This is a genomic window from Psychrosphaera sp. 1_MG-2023 (assembly GCF_030548245.1).
Lineage (GTDB): Bacteria > Pseudomonadota > Gammaproteobacteria > Enterobacterales > Alteromonadaceae > Psychrosphaera > Psychrosphaera algicola.
Genome location: NZ_JAUORW010000015.1, coordinates 42,609 through 63,506, shown reverse-complemented (window position 1 = coordinate 63,506; position 20,898 = coordinate 42,609). Strand labels below are relative to the sequence as shown.

The following is a 20,898-nucleotide window of genomic DNA, read 5'->3' as shown; positions in this document are numbered from 1 at the left end:
AACGATTTATTTTATAAATAAATGTTTGAAAAAACCTCACCAATATCCCACCCTTGTTGCGGGACTTAAAACAATCAAATTGACACGCAACCTTCTTTAATGGAATGGTTTTTTTGTCTAAATTTTCTAAGGAATAGAAAATGGGATTGTTTCGGAAACAAGTCTTAAACCAACACAGTCAGGAGCAATTTGGAGAAATTGTCCTTGCACAACCAGTAGCTTTTTCTTCACTATTTATCCTTTTTGTTTGTCTGTTTATCACCTCCATCGCATTTATCACCAATGCGTCGTATACCCAAACTCAAACCGTCGTTGGTCAATTAACAACGACCGAAGGTGACATTACCTTTACCGCACCACAAAATATGGTGGTGGATACGTTATTTGTTAAACCAGGATTGGTTGTTGAGAAAGGCACGCCGCTTGTTAAATTAACATCACAAGCAACGACGGTAGATGGCAGTGATTTAATTGAGTTTAATATCAGCCAACTGCAAACTCAAATCCATCAATATCATGTTCAAAAACAGCAGCTTGATAAAACGCTTGAAACGCAAATAGAGGCTCTAAAGTTAGATCAAACGTCGTTAAACCAACAACAAGCTTCGCTGCAATCTCAACTTACGTTTTTAAGTCAGCGAACAGCCATCGCCCAGCAACAATTTCTAAAGTTTACCGAACTTGCCCAACAAGGCTTAGTGAGTGAATTGCAGGCAAGCCAATATCGAGTCAGCCTGCTTGAACTTAAACAACAGTCGGATAACTTTACCCAGCAAATCAAAACACTCACGTTTGAACTGGACAAGATCAGATTCAAATTAGAAACGATAAAAACCCAACAACAAAGTGAACATGCTCAGTTTGATCAGCTTATCAGCGACAAAAAGATCCAGATTGCACAGATGAGAAACGCAACAGAAAAGCTATTTGTAGCGCAAAAGGACGGTATCGTCTCCACTATAAATATTAAACAAGGTCAGCGCGTATCCTCTGGGCAGTTCATGTTTACCATTGCCCCGCTCGAACCTAAGTTATACGCAGAGTTATTAATCCCCTCGCGTTCGATTGGCTTTATTCAACAAGGCACACCGGCAAATTTGAAGCTTCAGGCTTATCCTTTTGAAAAATTTGGCGCATTACATGCCACGCTGAGTAGCATTCCAACTTCAATAATTTCGTCGTCAGAAGTAAATTGGCAAAGTCAAAATCAAGGGCCTATTTATCAAGTTAATGCCGAACTGTCGCGGCAAACCATAGATGCCTATGGACAAGAGCGCCCGCTGCAAAATGGCATGTTGTTAACCGCTGAGTTACAAGTTGAGTCAAGAAGCTTAGCTGAATGGTTATTCGAACCTATTATCGCAGCATTAGGAGAATAGTCATGAACGTCATTTTACAATCAGAAGCTTCTGAATGTGGGCTATCTTCTATCGCGATGATAGCCAACCACTTTGGCTACAAGACAGACATGAACCACATGCGCCAAAAATTTCCGCAAACACTTAAGGGCACAACTTTAAAACAACTAATCGACATAGCCGCTGCGATAAACCTGTCGGCCAGAGCCTTAAAACTGGAAGTTTCAGACTTAACAAAACTGTCTTTGCCCTGCGTTATTCATTGGGACATGAATCATTTTGTGGTCCTCAAACAAGTAAATGCAAAGACCATAAAAATAATTGACCCAGCGCGTGGCGAAGTGAGTTTGAGCCTCGAAGAATTTAACAAACACTTTACTGGCATTGCTCTGGAGCTCTCGCCTAACAAACAATTTAATAAACAAGATCAACGTGGTCCTCGATTAACCTTAGGGGAAATTATCGCCGCATGCCATGGGCTCAAATCCCCTTTAAGTCAGTTGCTCATATTGTCTGTTATGCTGCAATTTATTACGTTGGCGTTTCCTTATTACCTGCAACTGGTGGTCGATCAGGTATTGCCCAGTTTTGATGGTCAATTTCTTGTGGTTCTCGCATTAGGATTTGGCGGATTAACCCTATTTAATTCTGCTGTGGCCTCACTGCGCGGCGCTACGGTGATCTATTTAAATAATTCGATGAGTAAGCAGCTGGCATTTGGCTTGTTTAATCGAGTTATTAATCTGCCTCTTGGTTTCTTTGAGAAACGATTTATTGGAGATTTGGTTTCTCGTTTTTCATCATTGCATAATGTCCGGCAGATAATTACAAATCATCTAGTTGAAGGTGTAGTCGACGGTCTTATGGCCATTGGCACCTTGATCATGATCTATTTGTACAATACAACGCTAGCAACCATCGTTGTTGCAACTATGCTGGTGTATTTGATCCTGCGGTTGTGTTCTTTTTCATCTCTTAAAAAATCCTTAGAACAAAATATCCACGACCGAGCAGTTGAGTCGTCGAGCTTTATGGAAAATATGCGGGCGATTCAGACTATCAAATTATTTGGTTTGGAATCACAACGTCAATCCATCTGGCAGAACTTATATATCAGTTCGTTGAACAGTGAAATTCGGGTATCCAAATTACAGCTATTTTATCAAATTATTAATGGACTGCTGTTTGGTATTGAAAATGTCATTGTCATCTTTATCGGTGCTCAACTCGTTATCAACAGTGACGCTAACACCACCTTTAGCCTAGGCATGTTAACTGCTTTTATTGCCTACAAATCTCAGCTAACACAACGGTTCGCAGCGCTCGTTGACAAATTTATAGAATTTAAAACGTTATCAATTCATTTAAACCGTTTATCCGACTTTGTTTCAGAGCCCACGGAGTCAACAGCACACCAACGACAGTTACCCGCCTTAAGTGGTGAATTACAAATACGGGATCTAAATTACCGATATTCACCAACGGAAAAATGGCTATTTTCCAATCTCAACCTTAGCGTTAAGCCAGGTGAATCAGTGGCGATTATTGGCGCTTCTGGCTGCGGAAAAACCACATTATTAAAAGTTATTTTGGGATTATTACCGCCAGATTCTGGAGAGATCCTATGGGACGGCATTAACCAACAAAACTGTAATCCACATTCACTCCGCAGTCAGGTCGGCAGTGTGATGCAAAATGATCAATTATTATCGGGCTCGATAGCCGCAAATATTTCACAATTTTCTGAACGATACGATATCGAGCATGTCATGTATTGCGCCAAAATTGCTGCAATTCATGACGAAATTATAGAGATGCCGATGGGATATCACTCTCTTATTGGTGAAATGGGTGTTGCCCTTTCTGGCGGTCAAGTACAACGCATTATATTAGCCAGAGCCTTGTTTCAGTCGCCTCAAATTTTGCTATTAGATGAAGCATCGGCCCATTTGGACATTCATTCAGAATGCCAGATTAATCTGAGTTTAAATGATTTAAAGGTTACCAAAATTGTCGTTGCGCATCGGCCAGAAACCATCGCCCATTGCGACCGCGTATTAGAACTTTCGGGCGGTCGTTTAACCGACGTTACCTCGAACTTTTTAAACTTAAAAAAACAACTGGTCAAAATTGACTAATCACTTCCATACTAAAAGGAGAACAATATGGAAACTTTCACAATAACAGCGTTATCAAAACGCGAAGCACAAGTCTTTCAACAACTACTTACAGGTAAAAGCCAGCAAGATATTGCAGACGCATTATATATCTGTGTTCGAACCGTAAAATTTCATTGTGGCAACATCTACGAAAAACTGGCCGTTAAGAACAAATCTGAATTAGTGAAAATATTCAAACCCAACAAGGTGAATACTGCACTTAAAACTATACCTTGGTCCAGATGATCTTCGCTGAAGATACGACTAACATTTAATGGAAATACTGAATAAGGAACACACAATTCAGTTAGAACACTTGGCCAAGGATGGCCTCCATTAACTTTATAAGGAAAATACAATGCAGACACTTAAAACAGCTCAATTCACGTTGGTATTCGGTGGCGGCAAATTTAAATAAGGAGATTTTATGGGACTTTTAAATAAGCTGATAGACCTTCAATTAGGGTCGGTTAAACGCATTAAATTGGAGCTACTAATTCATAGTATTGTTGCAATAATGTATTTTTGTATCTGTTTTTATTCGCCGCCAATAGTCGCAGGGATAGTTGGGTGTACTCTTTATGTCTGGCAACGAATTTTGACCTACCACCTAAAACAACGGATTAGTTAATTAAAAGGTTTCAAAATGGATTTTGAACATGAGTTAAACCAAAGTGTTAAACGCCGAGCCATTTCACAATTGGCAGGGGAATCGGTCTCATTCCACCATTGGTATAGAAACAAACCTCAGCCCAATAAAGTCTCTTTATTTATTGGGGTATGTATAGGCTTTTGCATCGGCTTAATATTAAGTATTTCCGTTCAATAACCGACAACGTTTGGACTACACAATGCCGTTCCCTCTGTTAGTTTAAGCTAGGGGAAAGGGGAAATTTACGATACGATTAAATCAATAAATGGTAAGTCATAAAAGGTCGCCTTTGGTGAAAATAATATTAGTTTCAGACATATTTGGTCGTACCCCCGCGGTAGAAAGCCTAGTAGCTGATCTCCTTGATACTTTAGATCATGCAGAAGACATCGATATTGTCGACCCTTACCAAGGCCAATTCGTACCGTTTGAAAACGAACTTTCCGCTTACCGTTATTTTACTGACAATGTCGGCCTTTTAACTTACTCAAACCTCCTAGAAACCCGATTAGCAGCTCAAATGCCAGTAAGTCACGCAATAGGAGAATTCAGTTCTAACGCTCTATTGCAACAGCCACCAGAGCAAAAAAAACCATTAATCTTATTGATAGGTTTTAGTGTTGGGGCTTCCGCTATTTGGAATATCGCTGACCGCTTTATCGATGCTCAAAACCAAATTACCGCCATCGGATATTACGGTTCCCAGATCAGAAACAATCTTAATGTTGCCCCTATATTTCCAATTCAATTGATATTCCCACAGCAAGAGCAGCACTTCTCTGTGGCGGAGCTAACCGAAAAGCTTTCAGGTAAAATGAATATCGATGTATCTAAAGTGCCTTATGCTCATGGATTTATGAATAAACTCTCAGACAATTATGATAAGGCGGGTTACCTTGAGCAGGTTAATAAAATAAGGCATCAAATTTCAACTCGCGAAATCAACATTTATTAGTCTTTAATAAAAGGGATTTGTCACTTTACCCATTTCTCGCGAAGACTAAACATTATTTCTCACAAAGCTAAACATTGTTTAAGCACAAAATAAAAAACCGCGAATTGAATTAACAATTCGCGGTTTTTTGACAAAAGCAAGGCCCTAAAGGGACATTACAATCCGAGTTTCTTTTCAAGATAATGGATGTTTGTTCCACCATTTTGGAAATGTTCGTCTGCCATAATTTCTTTCTGTAAAGGAACGTTTGTTTTAATTCCTTCAACTAACAACTCGTTTAATGCATGTTGCATACGCTTGATAGCGATACCACGGTTTTCACCGTAAGTGATCAGTTTACCAATCATAGAGTCATAGTTTGGCGGCACTTTATAATTTGTATAAATGTGCGAATCCCAACGAACCCCTAAACCACCAGGAGAATGGAAACGTTTGATTTCACCGGCACATGGAATAAATGTAACTGGATCTTCAGCGTTAATTCGACATTCGATAGCATGGCCACGAATTTGAATATCGTCTTGTGTAATTGATAAAGGCTGACCAGCAGCTACGCGCAATTGCTCTTTAATCAAATCAACACCAGTGACCATCTCAGTAACAGGATGTTCAACTTGGATACGGGTATTCATTTCGATGAAATAGAACTCGCCATTTTCATACAAAAATTCAAATGTACCTGCACCGCGGTAACCAATTTCAACACAGGCACGAACACAACGGTCGCCAATGTATTTACGCAAGTCAGGTGTAATACCTGGTGCTGGTGCCTCTTCTACTACTTTTTGGTGGCGACGTTGCATCGAACAATCACGCTCACCCAAATGTACTGCATTGCCTTGGCCGTCAGCTAATACTTGCACTTCAATGTGACGAGGGTTTTCAAGGAATTTTTCCATGTAAACGACGTCATTATTAAAGGCTGCACCCGCTTCGGCTTTAGTCATGGCAATTGAGTCAATCAATTCAGCTTCACTACGTACCACACGCATACCACGACCACCGCCGCCGCCTGCTGCTTTAACAATTAACGGGTAACCAATACGTCGCGCAATGGCTTTGTTGGTGTCCGCATCAGGGCCTAACTCGCCGTCTGAGCCTGGTACACAAGGTACGCCTGCTTTTTTCATAGCTTCAATTGCAGATACTTTGTCACCCATTAGGCGGATAGTATCTCCAGTTGGACCAATGAAAATCAAACCACTTTGCTCAACTTGGTCAGCAAAATCAGCATTTTCTGCTAAAAATCCATAACCTGGGTGAATAGCTACAGCGTCAGTAACTTCTGCAGCCGCAATAATTCTAGGAATGTTAAGGTAACTTTCTTGCGCTGACGCTTTACCAATACAAATGGTTTCATCTGCTAACAAGACATGTTTTAGGGTTCTATCAGCGGTTGAATGCACAGCAACTGTTTTGATACCCAACTCTTTACAAGCTCGCAAAATACGCAGGGCAATTTCGCCACGGTTTGCGATAACTACTTTATCTATCATAAGTGACCCCTATTATTCGATGATGAATAATGGTTGATCAAATTCAACTGGATCTTCATTTTCAACAAGAATGGCTTTAACTACACCAGCTTTGTCAGATTCAATTTGGTTCATCATTTTCATTGCTTCGATGATACATAAAACGTCACCAACGTTAACCGTCTGGCCAACTTCAACAAAAGCAGGTGTAGCTGGTGAAGATGCACGATAAAAAGTACCAACCATTGGCGACTGAACTTGATGACCACTAGGAGCAGAAGCTTCAGGTGCTGCGGCTACTGGTGCTGCTGCAGGAGCAGCAGGAGCGGCTGGTGCCATTTGTTGCATTTGCTGCATTGGTGCCGCTTGCATAACTTGAATTGGCGTTCCAGAAATACGGATTGATTCATCACCCTGAGTGATTTCAATTTCACCAACACCAGATTCTTTAACCATGTCGATGAGTGTTCTAATTTTACGAATATCCATTTTAATACCTATATTTAATTCTTATTAATTTTTCAAAATAGTATGTAGAGCTTTGTCGATGGCATAACGATAACCATCAACACCCAAACCACAAATCACACCGACCGCAACATCCGACAGGTAAGATTTATGACGAAATTCTTCTCTGGCGTGAACATTTGAAATATGCACCTCTATAAAAGGTATGTTCACACCTAACAACGCATCACGTATTGCAACACTTGTATGGGTAAAAGCAGCAGGATTTATCACAATAAAATCAACTTCCCCCATCGCGCTATGAATAGCGGCAATAAGCTCAGCTTCACTGTTCGATTGCACGTGTTGTAACTCAACATTGCGTGATTGCGCTTGTTCAGCTAAAGTTTCAACAATTTGGGCCAACGTATTGGCGCCATAAATTTCTGGCTCACGCTTACCCAACAAATTAAGATTTGGGCCATTCAACAGTAAAATACGATTATTTGTAGACATCATGTCGCCTTCTTCACCTAAAATACATTCAAAATCTAACATTCACTTATAATTAGTAATTTAACTAAAAAAACACCAGATTTGAATAGGCAGAGCGCCATTATAGTGATTTCAATACAATTAGCAGTAAAATACTGGTCTAATGACCGAAGTTGAATTAATTGGTGGTGCAGATTTGCACCAATACTCAATATTTAAGCGCCGAGTACGCTACTTTATTCTATATCTTCAAAATGAGTAACGCGATTACGGCCATTTTCTTTCGAGTAATATAATGCTTTATCTGCGTATTCGACCAAGTGTAACAAGTTTAGTTCATTATTTATTCCACAACATCCAATGCTAATGGTTAAACTATCGACAGATTTAAATTGGTGGTTTTCAATCATATTACAAAAACGATTTAGAATGCGTTTAGTTTGTTGCCTCGACACATCACGCAAAATAACGGCAAACTCTTCACCACCGTATCGAAACAAACCATCGCGGGAGCGAAAACTCAACCGCATCAATTCAGCTAACTCAACCAATACTTCATCACCAACAACATGCCCATATTCATCATTGATTGCTTTGAAAAAGTCGATATCTATGATTGCCAAGTGCGACTCAAGTACTTCAACAACACCGTCTGAGCTGCGTCGTTTTTCCATATCAGGACGTTGTAATTCAAGTGCCAAATCAATATCAAAACTCTTGCGATTAAGTAATTGGGTTAACCCATCAACTTTAGAGTCAGTGATCAAAATCAGTACATTACAATAGATAGCCATAATACAAATGATCTGTTCATCGACTTCTTCAGACACGTCAATACCGGTAACAATGCAGGCATAAAAGCGGTGATTTAATATCGCAGGGTAGAATATTTTGTTCTCATCAATTAAGGCAAGTTCGTCGACGCGTTCAAGTTCGTCTAAATCAAATTGTCTAATCTGATCAATTTCTTGTGGGTTTTCTAGCGCGCCCGACGAGCTGGAAAACAAGTAAAAGCGATCTCGCTCCGTACCGTCTGAACTCAAATATACCTTATATTCATAAGGTGCCACCACCTCTTCGAGTATGTGCACTAAGGTTTTATTTAGTGCAACCACCGAGCGCTGACACGACATCAACAAAGTATAATCAAACTTTAATGACTCCGCGTCTCTATCTTTATTTCTTTTAATTGTACTTCTAATTTCTTCAGTCACTAGTTAAACGTCGCCCTTAAATGTGCGTTAAATTGTTCGGCATTCATAAACCCAGTTACCCGTCGCCTTTCTAGCTCGTTCCCTGCATTATCAAAGAATAGTATGGTTGGTAATCCTAAAATTTGAAACTTTTCCATAATCTCAATATCAAGTTCGCTGTTTTCAGTCATATCAACCTGCAACATCCGTAATTTTTTCATTTCGTTTTGAACTTGTTTATCACTAAAGGTAAAGGCTTCAAATTCCTTGCAAGCTGCGCACCAATCAGCATATAAATCCAACATAACCCCTTGACCGTTAGACTTTGCGATTAAAATTTCTTTTTCAATGTCGGCAATGGACAAGACTTTGACAAAAGTGACCTCTGAATGCTCAGCTATCGCACCACCATTATTAGGGAGTAACTTTAAATGAGGCCAAGCCACAAGCGCCAATCCAAAGAATAGGAAGACATAAGACACCAACCAAAAAACACTTTTAACCGAGGCTTTAACACTGTTAAGGTATTCGTGATGAAAATAAGCGGCCATCGCCAACACCCAAACACCGGCTGTTATCAGTACCCAATGAAACTCAACAAAGCGATCTAATAGGATAACGGGGATCGCTAACAATATAAAACCAAATAAATTTTTAACAAAATTCATCCAGTTGCCGGCTTTTGGCAATAACTTCCCACCAGACAAACCAATGACCAGTAGCGGCAGCCCCATTCCCAAACTTAACACGTATAGTGTCACAAAGCCGATCACCAGATCGCCAGTTTGTGCAACATACAATAATGCGCCAGTTAAAGGCGCTGTGGTGCATGGTGAGGCAATAAGACCACTCAATAACCCCATCATAAATACGCCAACGACATTCCCCGACTTTTGATTGTTGCTCACTTGCGTAAGCTTACTGGTCCAAGAGCTCGGCAATTGTAGGTTATACCAACCAAACATTGCCCCTGCTAAACCGATAAAAATAAGACTGACCGAAATTAAAATAGCGGGGTGTTGCAGCGCAGCCTGAAATTGAGCACCAGCACTTGCCACAATGAGACCCAATAATGAATACGTTAAAGCCATACCTTGTACGTAGATAAAAGCGAGGTATAGCCCTTTTCTCGCTGTTAAGTTTTCCTGACCAGCGATTATGCCTGACAAAATGGGGAACATTGGGAATACGCAGGGAGTAAACGCTAAACCGACACCTAGTCCAAAAAAGATCAGCAGTACCCATGCAAAATTTTCAGAATTCAATCTATCGGCCAATATATTCTGAGTTGAATCCCCTGAAGTGTCATTGTTCAAATACGTCGTTTTGTTTTGCTCAGTCAAAGCAGAAAACGTGGCTGCGGTTGAAGATCCATCAGATGTTGAAGTTGCGGAAGAAAATTTATCGACGGGGACAGTTTTGGAGATTGGCTGGTAACACAGACCTGCTTTCGCACAGCCTTGATAACGAACTTTTAATTCCGCATTTTCACTTACATTGGCAACTGTAACTTTAATTTCCGATTCAAAAAAATATACATCAACTACCCCAAAAAACTCGTCTTCAATTTGAGTCGCGTCAGGTTTTTCGGTAGCTTCGATTGTCAAATCGTCGGCAGCAAACTGAAACTTGTCAGCATATAAATAATAACCATCTGCGATTTCCCAACTTAATGTCACTTCATCGTCGTTTTGGGAAAAGTTAAAAACAAATGCTTCTTCTACCGGCAAAAATTGTGTCTGTTGACCAAACAGAGCTGAGAATGGATCGCTCTTATCTTCGGCATTCACATTTAATGTTGTGCTGATAAGTATTAAACTCAGCACCAAAAAAGAACGGACAATTCCAATCAAACTATTGATAATATTCAACTTTACATCTCACTTGTATTTTGTTCTAACCACTCTAGGTAGGACTTACTGCCAGTATCGAAGTTCAAAACGATATATTCGGGCACATCATAGGGATGATGCTCTACCAATATAGACTCGATTTTTGCAACATTTCTTTCAACTGTCTTAATAATTAATTGAGTTTCTTGTGATTGTTCCATTTTGCCTTGCCATTTATAAATGGACACAATTGATGGAATTATATTAACGCACGCGGCTAAATTAGATTCGACAAGTATCTCAGCAAGTTGATGAGCTGTCGGAAGATCTGGGCAGGTAGTTAAGGCAAGTTTAAACATGCAAGGATCCTAAAAACACATTCAGTTACACACAACTGCGTTACAATACTTGATATAACAGGTAATGTCCCATATTAACGTAATACTATTCGGTAAAATTGGTCATAAAACTTTAGGACGCGTAATGCCTTTATTTGTTATTTTTATTGTAATTCCACTCATTGAACTAATGTTATTGCTCGAAGTTGGATCGATGATAGGCAGCGGATGGACTTTTTTCATCATAATTTTGACTGCAATTATCGGAACCCGATTGGTTAAGCAGCAGGGTTTATCTACGTGGCAGAATATCCAGCAACAATTAGCCCAAGGTCAACTTCCTGCCAAAGCCATATTTGATGGCGTATGTATTCTTGTTTCTGGTGTATTACTAATCACCCCAGGCTTTATGACGGATATATTTGGACTATTATTGCTAACCCCATTATTTCGTACTTTAGTTTATTTAAAGGTTGGTTCTCGCGTTCAAGTCGTGGGTGGCGCAACCGGCGGTCAGCCATTCGGGCCGTCGTTTGGGCAAACGCCAGACTTTGCACAAAACGACAATAACAAAACTGTAGATGATGAAAACAGCTCTAAGCGCCCTACAACAATTGACGGTGAATACATTAGAAAAGATTAATTTAAGTATTCAACTATTTGAATTTCAAAAGCTATTAAACGAGCTTGTTTAATGGCTTTTATTACGGTTTCCACCAATTTAATAAACCGAATTACTTTATACTATTATCTGAAAGCTTAGTTTGCCCATTCTTCAAGTTTCTTCGTTTTAAACGCCACTTTTTTGGAATCGATAGATAAAATCAAATTTATCCTAAAATGGGATATACACTTTGCTCTTTTACATTTAGCGGATGAGCAAAATATGGGATCCTAAACGTCAGCAATTGAGACAATATTTAAAGCAACTCAGAGATGAGTCTGGTTTAACTCAAGGAAAATTGGCGGAAAAACTAAACAAACCACAAAGCTACGTTTCTAAATATGAAAGTGGCGAGCGCAACCTCGACTTTGTCGAGACCATAGAAATTTGTGAAGCGTGTGGTGCCTATAACATAGAAACTTTAGTCAATATCGTATCTGACAAGTGATACTCGTTATGCTAACTCGCTACTAATTAGAAGAAACACCTCCGGATAAAACTTACCAAATTGCATACAAAGTTAATTACGCCCATTCAAGTCACAATAATACTCAACAGCTTCATCCTTGTTTATGGTGTTTTCAACACAAAAACAGGCCATTATTTAAACCCTGTTTATTTAAAGTAAAATTAAATTCACCTATAAATATTACAACTTAGCTAAACCTATTACTGAGTAAGTATTTTTTATGTTATTGGTTGATTTATCGCAATTTTGTTCTAATTTTAATTGTAATGTTGGGGTAATTTGCAAAGGCTGTAAATTTAACATGAGATTGTATGCAATCTGCAAAATAGAGGCTGATTCTAACTCCGGAATAATAATTTATATTTGTCAGGAACTTGCAATCTAATATTCCCAAAACGGTAACATAACTTACACATTAGATAATATTAATTGGTACGCAAAGCACCGATTATGGATGCTAAATTGGCAGGCGCATATCCATTCTGTGCCGAAATAAATCTTTAGTGCTGTTGTGTTGAAGTGTTGAATGACACTATTAAATGACACTATGGTTAAGCATTGATAAACCTGCCGACTTTATTTTTGAATGAATACAGCCAGACAAATATATTTTTAACGCCGTTGCGCGAACCAGGTTGTGGTTTTAAAAGAAGGTATAAGCAAAAAGTTAGAGTTTGGCGCTGCGCGCATTTACAAAAAACAAATTAATGTTGTACGACAATGTTAACTGGTCGATATTTATTTTAAAGGAAGAAAAATGAGTGACGAAGCCAAAGCAACAATTTTAATTGTTGATGACACCCCTGAAAATATTGATGTTTTGTCTGGCATATTAAAGCAAGACTATAAAATTAAGGCGGCACTAAATGGCTACCTGGCGCTAAAAATTGCATTTTCTGAGCATAAACCAGACTTAATTCTATTGGACATTATGATGCCTGAAATGGATGGCTATGATGTGTGTCGTCAATTGAAGAGCCATCCCGAAACTTCACAAATTCCAATTATTTTTGTTTCCGCTAAATCCGATGTACATGATGAACAAATGGGGTTTGAATTAGGTGCGGTAGATTACTTATCTAAGCCCGTTAGTCCGCCCATTGTGATTGCTCGAATAAAAACACACCTTTCACTCTACGACCAATCACGATTACTTGAAAAGCTCGTTCAAGACAGAACCAAAGAATTGAATGATACAAGAGTCGAAATTATCAGAAGACTAGGCCGAGCGGCTGAGTTTAAAGATAATGAAACAGGCATGCATGTAATTCGCATGAGTTTATTTACAAAAATTCTAGCAAAAAAACTTGGTAAACCTGATGATTGGTGTGAACTCATTTATAACGCCGCACCGATGCATGACATCGGAAAAATAGGGATCCCGGACCGCGTTTTACTCAAACCTGGTAGGTTAAATCCAGAAGAATGGGAAATAATGAAAAAACATTCCGAATATGGGGCCGATATTATTGGCGAGCACCCATCTCCTTTACTGCAACTCGCTAAAGAAATTGCAATGTCACATCATGAAAAATGGGATGGCACCGGCTACCCAAAAGGGTTAAGTAAAGAAGAAATTCCACTCGCGTCGCGCATAATTGCGGTGGCAGATGTATTTGATGCGTTAACAAGTGTTAGGCCCTATAAAGAGGCATGGTCTGAACAAAGGGCCATTGACTTTATGACTAAAGAGTCAGGTCGTCATTTTGATCCTAATTTAATGGCGCTATTTATAGAATGTTTGCCACAAATAAGAGATATTCAACGTCACTATACGGACTAGATAATTAGCTAAATTCAAAAAGGAATTTTTTATGCATACAGACAACAAGCAATTACTCAAATTGCTGAGATATGTTTGTATAAGTAGCGCATATGTACTGCTTGTTATCGGGCTTATTGTGATTTACGGGTGGCACTCTCAGAATGCAATATTAGTGCAAATCCCCCCTTCTTTTACTGCAATGCAATATGACACTGCCTTTGGTTTTCTATTAGCAGGCACCGGACTCTTCAGCGTTGTGTTACAAAAACAAATTCTCGGCCGAATAGCGGGTACCATACTTGTAATTTTAGGTACTACTGTTTTATCCCAATACTTTTTTGAGTTTCAGTTCAAAATCGACCACTTGTTTGTAAATTATCCCCCCGGAAAAGATACGTTTCAGAACATGTCAATGTCAGTGAATACAGCGATTTGTTTTACTTTATCAGGCATTGCCATGTTATGTCTTTCTACCCGTAAATTTGAAAACCTAGTACTTGCAATTACGCCAATGATAATGGCTGTAGCCCTTTTGTCGTTAATCGGGTATGTATTTGATATCGACTCAAGTCTGGTTTTTGGAAACTACGCTACCATGGCGATTCATACATCTCTCGGTATGGCTGTCCTTGCTATCGGTTTATATTTCAAAGCCATTATTAATGTAACTAAGACAAATACACTTCCCATCCAATGGTTAATCCTACCAGTGGCTATCATAGGCTTCACTGTGACTCTGGGGTTGAGTTTTGCCATGCACGTTACTGCAGGTGTCTCAATTGCGGACGGCAAATTGCTCTCTGCAACCTACGCCACTGAAGCAACTCTGGTTTTTGGGGTCAGTTTAACGAGTATGCTTATTTACGTCCTTTATTCAAAAGTTCGATTACAAACATCCCGAGCGAGCCGAATTACAATATATGCCACACTTTATTTGGGCTCTCTATTGGCATTTTCAATTTTCCAGTACTCAAGTCAAATGCAACAAAAGGACATTGTAAAAGATTTTAATGCAAGATCAGAAAAGCTCATTCGAACATTAGAACTATCCATGTTTCCATATGTGGAGACCTTGTATAATATCCAAACCGGCTTTCATGCCTCTGAACAAATAACTCGGGGGCAATTCAAACAAATCGTTCAACGTTCAATTGATAAATACCCCGGCATTGCTGGCTTAGAATGGTTGCCTAAGATCACAAAAGAAAACCGTCAAATGAGTCAATCAAAAGCGCTTGCTGACGGCCTAGAAGCGTTTACGATTTTTTCTATGGACGGCGATAAAAAATTGCCAGTTGTAGGTCATGGTCCATTTTTCCCTGTTTATTATGCAGAACCATTTACCCAAAACTTACCAGCGATTGGCTTTGACGCAACATCAATCCCCCATGTAAAAGATGCATTTGAGAAAGCACTCATTACCGATTCAGTTACCATGTCTAATCGTATTTCGTTAATAAAAACAAATGCTAGTGGTCTGTTACTCGCCCTACCTGTTTACGCAAATGAGTTACCTCGTATCACACCAGAACAACGTAAAGCCGCATTGAAAGGTTATGCGTTAGCCGCAATCGACGTAAAAGTTATGATTGAGTCCACATTAGAAAAGTACTCTGAGTCAGGCGATAGCCATATAATCTTTGGAGATGCAGACAACCATAACGAGATTCTTTATACCCATCAATCACATTCACCAAATGCCATTAAACTAGAAGAATTAGACGTTCAAAAAGGCCTCAACTATACCGCGACACCAGTGATTGCTGGAAAAAACTGGAAAATTGATATCATAGCCGCAGACCAAAATAGATACTCAGTTAGAACCACAGAAATTTTGGCCTTACCGGTTTCTATCGGCATATTAACTTTGTTATTTACCTTTGTTTTAGCAAACTCACAGCGAAAATTTGCAGAAAGTGAACGACTATTTAAATACCAAACCGCGCTGTTAGACGCCATTCCAAACCCAGTAGTTGTTAAAGACAAAAAATTGAATATTAAAGCGGTAAACAGCGCCTTTACTCAATATTTTGGATTAACCACTTCAGATATTGTTGGTAAAAATTTATATGACACAAATTTTTTACCTAAAGAAATAAAGAAAACCTTTTTTGAGGAAGACAGTCAGCTAATTAAAACCGGGGGCTCAAGCAACAGTGAGATCCAGATTGAATTGCCAAATGGCAAAGTAAGCGACATCTTTTATCAAAGGACGACGTACGTAATTGATGGTCAAATTGACGGTATAATTAGTGTCGCGGTTGACGTTACCGAACAAGCTAATCACCGCCGACAAACTGAAGCAATTTTAGACGCTATCCCTAACCCTATTGTTGTTAAAGACAAAGACCTAAATATACGCCTGACCAACAAAGCATTTGAGAAAGCGTTTGGTCTAAATATGGACGAAGACGACTTAGTTAAGGCAGAAATTACTTCTATAAGAAACGAACTTAGTCAGCGATTTTTAGAAGAAGACAAATTTATTATTAAAAATGGTGGTTCGAGTAAAAATGAGCTAAACATTAAATTGGCCGATGGACGCTACCATGACTTGTTGTACCAACGCACATCATTTAACTTAAACAACAACGACACTGGGATAATTGGCGTCGTTATCGACATGACTGAATTATCAAGGGAAAAACGACAAACAGATTCAATATTTAGCAATCTAACCGACGGTGTTGGCTTATTAAATCGAAGTGGATTTGTTAAAACCAATCCGGCCTTATTAAATTTGTTTGGTTTTGAAGATGAATATGACCTCATTGGCTTGACGGCTACGTCACCCGAACTGTCACCTGAATTTCAATTAGACGGCACTCCCTCTGCCGATTTGGCGGCGAAGAAAATTGAACGTGTTTTCGCAACGCAAACTCAGCAAACGTTTGAATGGTTACACGCGAAAAATGCCCGTGTACCACATAATTGGACTTCAGAAACAACGTTAATTCCAGTTGAACATGACGGCTTACCTGCCATTATTTGTATTGTAAGAGATATAGAGCAACAAAAAAGAGCACAACTCGAACTGCAGAAAAGTCAAAACGTATTAAATCGCAGTCAGAGCTTAGCTAAAATTGGTGGCTGGGAATTCTCGAAACTGACAAATTCATTTTTTTGGTCTGACGAAGTTTATAAAATCCACGAAGTTGAATCTGGAAACGAAGAAACCTGGATCTCCGATAGTACAGACTGCTATATGGAAAACCGAGAATTATTACTCAACTCTTTTTATGCCTGTCTTGAATCTGGAACGCCCTACGACATTACAAGTAAATTTAAAACATTCAAAGGCAATATTATCTGGATCCGAACCACTGGCGAACCTGTCTTAGAAGGTGAAAACATTATTGGTGTTGCCGGTAACTTTGCAGATATTACCGCAGCAAAAATGGCTGAAATTGAGTTGGAAAACAGTCAACATTTGATAAAAGAGTTTTTGGACAACTTACCTGCGGTTGCCTATTTCAAAGATATTGATGGTAATTATCAACTTGTTAATAAAAGATGGTCCCTCTTAGTAGGTGTTTCTCAAGAGTCCGCGATTGGCAATAATGACCAATCTATTTGGCCCAACAAAGTTATTGCCAAAGACGTAATGGACAATGATCAAGACGTGCTGTCAAAAGGTCACTCTATTGCCTTTGAAGAATCGGTTGAACAACCTGATGGACAATTCAATCGTTATATGAGTTACAAGTTTCCCCTCAAAGACGCAACTGGCAATGTCATCGGATTAGGTGGTGTATCAGTCGATATCACCACACTTAAAAACGCTCAAAAAGCCCTCAACAGTAGTGAGGTTCAACTGCAACTCGCGCTTGAAGGTGCCAATGCAGGTTTGTGGGATTGGGACGCTACCAACGAAACCTTTTTTACCAGTGATATCTGGTCTGAAATGCTGGGCTACAAAAAACAAGACTTAGTCAAACTTTACAGCGACCAGTATGAGCGCTGGGCGGAACTCATTCACCCTGAGGACATTGAAGAAACGTTCAGTCAGCTGAAAAGCCACATTGCAGGTCGCACAGATAAATTTGAGTCTGAGTATAGAATAAAAACAAAATCAGGCGAATGGAAATGGATGTTGGCCATAGGTAAAGCTTTTGAACGAAACGAAAAAGGCATCGCCACTCGTGTATTGGGAATACAACTAGATATTAATACAAGTAAATCATTACAGTACGAATTAACAAAACAACAGGAACAGCTCAAAGCATTATTTACTGCGCTTCCTGTCGGTGTCGTCATGATTTCGCCATCTGGCGAAATAGTTGAAGCGAATGCGATCTCCGAAGATATTTTAGGGATTACTGCTGACGAAAATAAAGCAACTGAGTTGGCTTCAAAATCATGGAAGATCGTCGATTCAAACAACCAAATAATGCATGTTGAAGATTATCCAGCATCAATAGCACTAGCAACAGGCAAAATTGTAAAAAATGTTGAGATGGGAGTGCATCGCCCGCAGGGGGATCTGGTATGGATAAGTACAAGCGCTGCGCCACTTGGCAACAATGCTTGTGATGGAGTAGCGGTTGCTTTCGAAGATATTACCTCGAGTAAATCAGCGCAAAATGACATTATTCGAGCCAAAGAAATTGCTGAAGAAGCAACACAGGCCAAATCTAATTTCTTAGCAAATATGTCCCACGAAATTAGAACTCCAATGAATGCCATTATTGGAATGAGTCATTTAGCATTGCAAACCGACTTAACCAGAAAACAACGCAACTATATTGCTAAAGCTCACCGAAGCGCAGAGTCACTGCTTGGAATAATAAACGACATTTTAGATTTTTCTAAAATTGAAGCACACAAACTTGATATTGAATGGATTGAATTCAGACTCGAAGACGTAATGGAAAACCTCGCCAATTTAGTTGGACTGAAAGCGGAAGAAAAATCCCTTGAATTCCATTTTGATGTTGAACCTGCAGTACCCAATGCGCTTATAGGAGACCCACTTCGTTTATGCCAAATTTTAGTTAACCTCGGTAATAATGCCGTAAAATTTACTCCTGAAGGCGGTGAAATTGTCATCCGTATTAATGTGGATGCTGTTACCGAACGTGAAGTTAAGCTGCATTTTTGCGTAGAAGACTCTGGAATTGGCATGAGTTTAGAACAGCAAGCAAATCTGTTTAAATCGTTTAATCAAGCTGATAGCTCTACAACGCGACAATATGGCGGTTCAGGCCTTGGATTAACTATTTCTAAAAAGCTCACAGAAATGATGGATGGTGAAATTTGGGCTGTTAGTGAAATTGAAAAAGGCAGCATGTTCCATTTTACAGCCGTTTTGGGCGTACAAATGAATGCCAAGGAAAACGGTAAATTAAGCGAAGCTCAGCTCGGTCCACTTAAGATACTCGTCGTAGATGACAACCGCACATCGCAGGAAGTCTTCAAAAAAATGCTTGGTAACTTAGGCTTTAGAGTCAATATTGCCAATAGCGGCCCAGAGGCAATTGAACATTTAATAAAGACAGACTCTACTGACCCCTATGAACTGGTTATTATGGACTGGAAAATGCCAGATATGGACGGTTTCGAGACCATTGATATCATCCAAAACTCAGGAAAAATAAAGTACTCACCAACATTTATTATGGTTACCGCACATGGTATTGATGAAGCGACTTATACAGGAAGAAAACTCGATATAAGCGCTTATCTAACAAAACCGGTCACAGCCTCTAGCATGTTAGATTCCATCTTTGTCGCAATGGGCAAAAAAGTCATGTCTGACCGACAATCACAAATCGGCAAGTTAAATGCTCACAGTGCAATCACAAAATTAAAAGGCGCTAATATACTAGTTGTTGAAGATAACGAAATAAATCAAGAACTTGCTAAAGAGTTATTAAAAAACAATGGGATTAACGTGGTATTAGCAGAAAATGGTCAAGTGGCGTTGGATAAACTCGACAGTATTCCGTTTGACGGCATTCTGATGGACTGTCAAATGCCCGTGATGGACGGTTATACCGCGACCCAAAAAATAAGAAAAATTGAAAAGTATCGAAACATTCCTATTATCGCGATGACAGCAGATACCATGGCTGGCGATCGCGATAAAGTGATCAATATTGGAATGAATGACTATCTTGCTAAACCAATCGATGTCGATAACATGTTTAGCACAATGGCTAAATGGATAACGCCCGCGGTTAATCAAACAGCAAAGCAATTGTTCAAAACTCCAACATCTGTTTTTGAAATACCAAAGATGGCAAATTTAAATACGCAAAAAGGATTAGCCATTACGCAAAATAATCCACAGTTATACGTAAAACTATTAACTCGCTTTGTGAATTCATATGAGCCATTTGCAACGAACCTGCAGGAAAGTGTTACTAATCATCCAAATGGCATTCCGATGTGGGCTCATACCCTAAAAGGATCAGCGAGTAATATTGGCGCTACCACTTTGCAAAATTCGGCGGCCCGATTAGAGACCGAAAGCTTAGATAATGCCCCTATCGAAAAATTAAGCGAGGCGTTTCAACACGTCGACCATGACTTAGGAATGCTTTTAGAAGAGTTAAAACAATTTTTAATCGAAAAATTAGAATTACAACATGAGCTTGCGTCGCCAAAAACTGAACACCCCATCGATGTTAACTGGATTACTGAACAACTTGACCGTTTACTGGAATTCATAGATGACTATGACACCGACGCGTCTAAGGTAATAGATAAGCTCGATCCTGTGCTAACAGGTAGCCTATACCATTGGCAACAACAACGCATTGCTGAAGCGATTAACATTTACGACTTTGATGCTGCAAAAGAAATCGCGCTAGCATTTAAATCAGAATTAAACACTAACGATTAATTTGTAAAACCGAATAATGCTTAGGTTATTCGGAGTTATTTCAAAAACACAGGCCATTGCGTGTCGGCTATATTACTGACAACTCTGAAACAAGAAATAAAAGTTCTGCCTACATATTTAAAGAAAACTTAAACCACATTCTATAAATCGATAATTAAATAGAATAAAAAGTGCGACTATCATTCCGAATTATTTCTATTTTTTTCGCTTCTAGCCCTTGGGTTCTGAGATAACACCCTTATATATTTT

The 20,898-nt window shown here is 39.2% G+C and carries 15 protein-coding genes; 9 read left to right on the top strand and 6 right to left on the bottom strand.

The features are described from left to right. Positions 1–140: 140 nt before the first annotated feature. The 5 genes from Q4575_RS14705 to Q4575_RS14685 all read left to right on the top strand — a co-directional run bounded on the left by Q4575_RS14705 (position 141) and on the right by Q4575_RS14685 (position 5,124). Positions 141–1,379: an HlyD family secretion protein gene (locus tag Q4575_RS14705; protein WP_215961801.1), complete on the top strand. Its 1,239-nt coding sequence runs from the start codon at positions 141–143 to the stop codon at positions 1,377–1,379. 2 nt (positions 1,380–1,381) lie between these two features. After that, complete coding sequence (locus tag Q4575_RS14700) at positions 1,382–3,496, top strand: peptidase domain-containing ABC transporter (protein ID WP_303523336.1); 2,115 nt, start codon at positions 1,382–1,384, stop codon at positions 3,494–3,496. Positions 3,497–3,523: 27 nt separating this feature from the next. Further along, positions 3,524–3,763: a helix-turn-helix transcriptional regulator gene (locus tag Q4575_RS14695; RefSeq protein ID WP_215961803.1), complete on the top strand. Its 240-nt coding sequence runs from the start codon at positions 3,524–3,526 to the stop codon at positions 3,761–3,763. A 400-nt stretch (positions 3,764–4,163) separates the two neighbouring features. After that, positions 4,164–4,346: a hypothetical protein gene (locus Q4575_RS14690; RefSeq protein ID WP_303523335.1), complete on the top strand. Its 183-nt coding sequence runs from the start codon at positions 4,164–4,166 to the stop codon at positions 4,344–4,346. 115 nt (positions 4,347–4,461) lie between these two features. Next, the gene (locus tag Q4575_RS14685; RefSeq protein WP_303523334.1) at positions 4,462–5,124 is read left to right on the top strand and encodes a dienelactone hydrolase family protein; all 663 of its coding nucleotides are present in this window, start codon (positions 4,462–4,464) and stop codon (positions 5,122–5,124) included. Between the two features lie 155 nt (positions 5,125–5,279). Here the strand turns inward: Q4575_RS14685 and accC are convergent, their stop codons facing one another. The 6 genes from accC to cutA form a co-directional block, all read right to left on the bottom strand. Beyond that, positions 5,280–6,620 (bottom strand): acetyl-CoA carboxylase biotin carboxylase subunit, encoded by a 1,341-nt coding sequence (accC, locus tag Q4575_RS14680; RefSeq protein WP_215961805.1) that lies wholly within the window; start codon positions 6,618–6,620, stop codon positions 5,280–5,282. A gap of 12 nt (positions 6,621–6,632) precedes the next feature. After that, the gene (gene accB, locus Q4575_RS14675; RefSeq protein WP_215961806.1) at positions 6,633–7,088 is read right to left on the bottom strand and encodes an acetyl-CoA carboxylase biotin carboxyl carrier protein; all 456 of its coding nucleotides are present in this window, start codon (positions 7,086–7,088) and stop codon (positions 6,633–6,635) included. A 24-nt stretch (positions 7,089–7,112) separates the two neighbouring features. Continuing rightward, on the bottom strand, positions 7,113–7,562 hold the full coding sequence (gene aroQ, locus Q4575_RS14670; RefSeq protein WP_215961843.1) for a type II 3-dehydroquinate dehydratase: 450 nt from the start codon (positions 7,560–7,562) through the stop codon (positions 7,113–7,115). A 215-nt stretch (positions 7,563–7,777) separates the two neighbouring features. After that, positions 7,778–8,755 (bottom strand): GGDEF domain-containing protein, encoded by a 978-nt coding sequence (locus Q4575_RS14665; RefSeq protein WP_303523333.1) that lies wholly within the window; start codon positions 8,753–8,755, stop codon positions 7,778–7,780. Beyond that, entirely contained in the window at positions 8,755–10,605 is a 1,851-nt protein-coding gene (locus tag Q4575_RS14660) for a protein-disulfide reductase DsbD (protein ID WP_303523332.1), read from the bottom strand. Before Q4575_RS14660 ends, Q4575_RS14665 begins: the two co-directional genes overlap by 1 nt. A gap of 2 nt (positions 10,606–10,607) precedes the next feature. Next, a complete protein-coding gene (cutA, locus tag Q4575_RS14655) occupies positions 10,608–10,925 on the bottom strand; it encodes a divalent-cation tolerance protein CutA (protein WP_215961808.1) in 318 nt (105 codons plus the stop codon). Between the two features lie 124 nt (positions 10,926–11,049). Here cutA and Q4575_RS14650 point away from each other — a divergent pair, with 124 nt between their 5' ends. From Q4575_RS14650 to Q4575_RS14635, 4 genes are all read left to right on the top strand, one after another. Continuing rightward, positions 11,050–11,547: an FxsA family protein gene (locus Q4575_RS14650; protein WP_215961809.1), complete on the top strand. Its 498-nt coding sequence runs from the start codon at positions 11,050–11,052 to the stop codon at positions 11,545–11,547. A gap of 232 nt (positions 11,548–11,779) precedes the next feature. Continuing rightward, positions 11,780–12,016 (top strand): helix-turn-helix domain-containing protein, encoded by a 237-nt coding sequence (locus Q4575_RS14645; protein ID WP_272180688.1) that lies wholly within the window; start codon positions 11,780–11,782, stop codon positions 12,014–12,016. A 778-nt stretch (positions 12,017–12,794) separates the two neighbouring features. Continuing rightward, the gene (locus Q4575_RS14640) at positions 12,795–13,820 is read left to right on the top strand and encodes a two-component system response regulator (protein ID WP_215961811.1); all 1,026 of its coding nucleotides are present in this window, start codon (positions 12,795–12,797) and stop codon (positions 13,818–13,820) included. A gap of 31 nt (positions 13,821–13,851) precedes the next feature. Continuing rightward, positions 13,852–20,649, top strand: coding sequence for a PAS domain S-box protein (locus Q4575_RS14635; protein WP_303523331.1), 6,798 nt, complete (start codon positions 13,852–13,854; stop codon positions 20,647–20,649). Positions 20,650–20,898 lie beyond the last annotated feature (249 nt).

Bases quoted from the DNA above. Each gene is read 5' to 3' on its own strand.
- Q4575_RS14705 (WP_215961801.1), top strand. From the start codon at position 141: ATGGGATTGTTTCGGAAACAAGTCTTAAACCAACACAGTCAGGAGCAA.
- Q4575_RS14700 (WP_303523336.1), top strand. From the start codon at position 1,382: ATGAACGTCATTTTACAATCAGAAGCTTCTGAATGTGGGCTATCTTCT.
- Q4575_RS14695 (WP_215961803.1), top strand. From the start codon at position 3,524: ATGGAAACTTTCACAATAACAGCGTTATCAAAACGCGAAGCACAAGTC.
- Q4575_RS14690 (WP_303523335.1), top strand. From the start codon at position 4,164: ATGGATTTTGAACATGAGTTAAACCAAAGTGTTAAACGCCGAGCCATT.
- accC (WP_215961805.1), bottom strand. From the start codon at position 6,620: ATGATAGATAAAGTAGTTATCGCAAACCGTGGCGAAATTGCCCTGCGT.
- accB (WP_215961806.1), bottom strand. From the start codon at position 7,088: ATGGATATTCGTAAAATTAGAACACTCATCGACATGGTTAAAGAATCT.
- aroQ (WP_215961843.1), bottom strand. From the start codon at position 7,562: ATGTCTACAAATAATCGTATTTTACTGTTGAATGGCCCAAATCTTAAT.
- cutA (WP_215961808.1), bottom strand. From the start codon at position 10,925: ATGTTTAAACTTGCCTTAACTACCTGCCCAGATCTTCCGACAGCTCAT.
- Q4575_RS14650 (WP_215961809.1), top strand. From the start codon at position 11,050: ATGCCTTTATTTGTTATTTTTATTGTAATTCCACTCATTGAACTAATG.
- Q4575_RS14645 (WP_272180688.1), top strand. From the start codon at position 11,780: ATGAGCAAAATATGGGATCCTAAACGTCAGCAATTGAGACAATATTTA.
- Q4575_RS14640 (WP_215961811.1), top strand. From the start codon at position 12,795: ATGAGTGACGAAGCCAAAGCAACAATTTTAATTGTTGATGACACCCCT.
- Q4575_RS14635 (WP_303523331.1), top strand. From the start codon at position 13,852: ATGCATACAGACAACAAGCAATTACTCAAATTGCTGAGATATGTTTGT.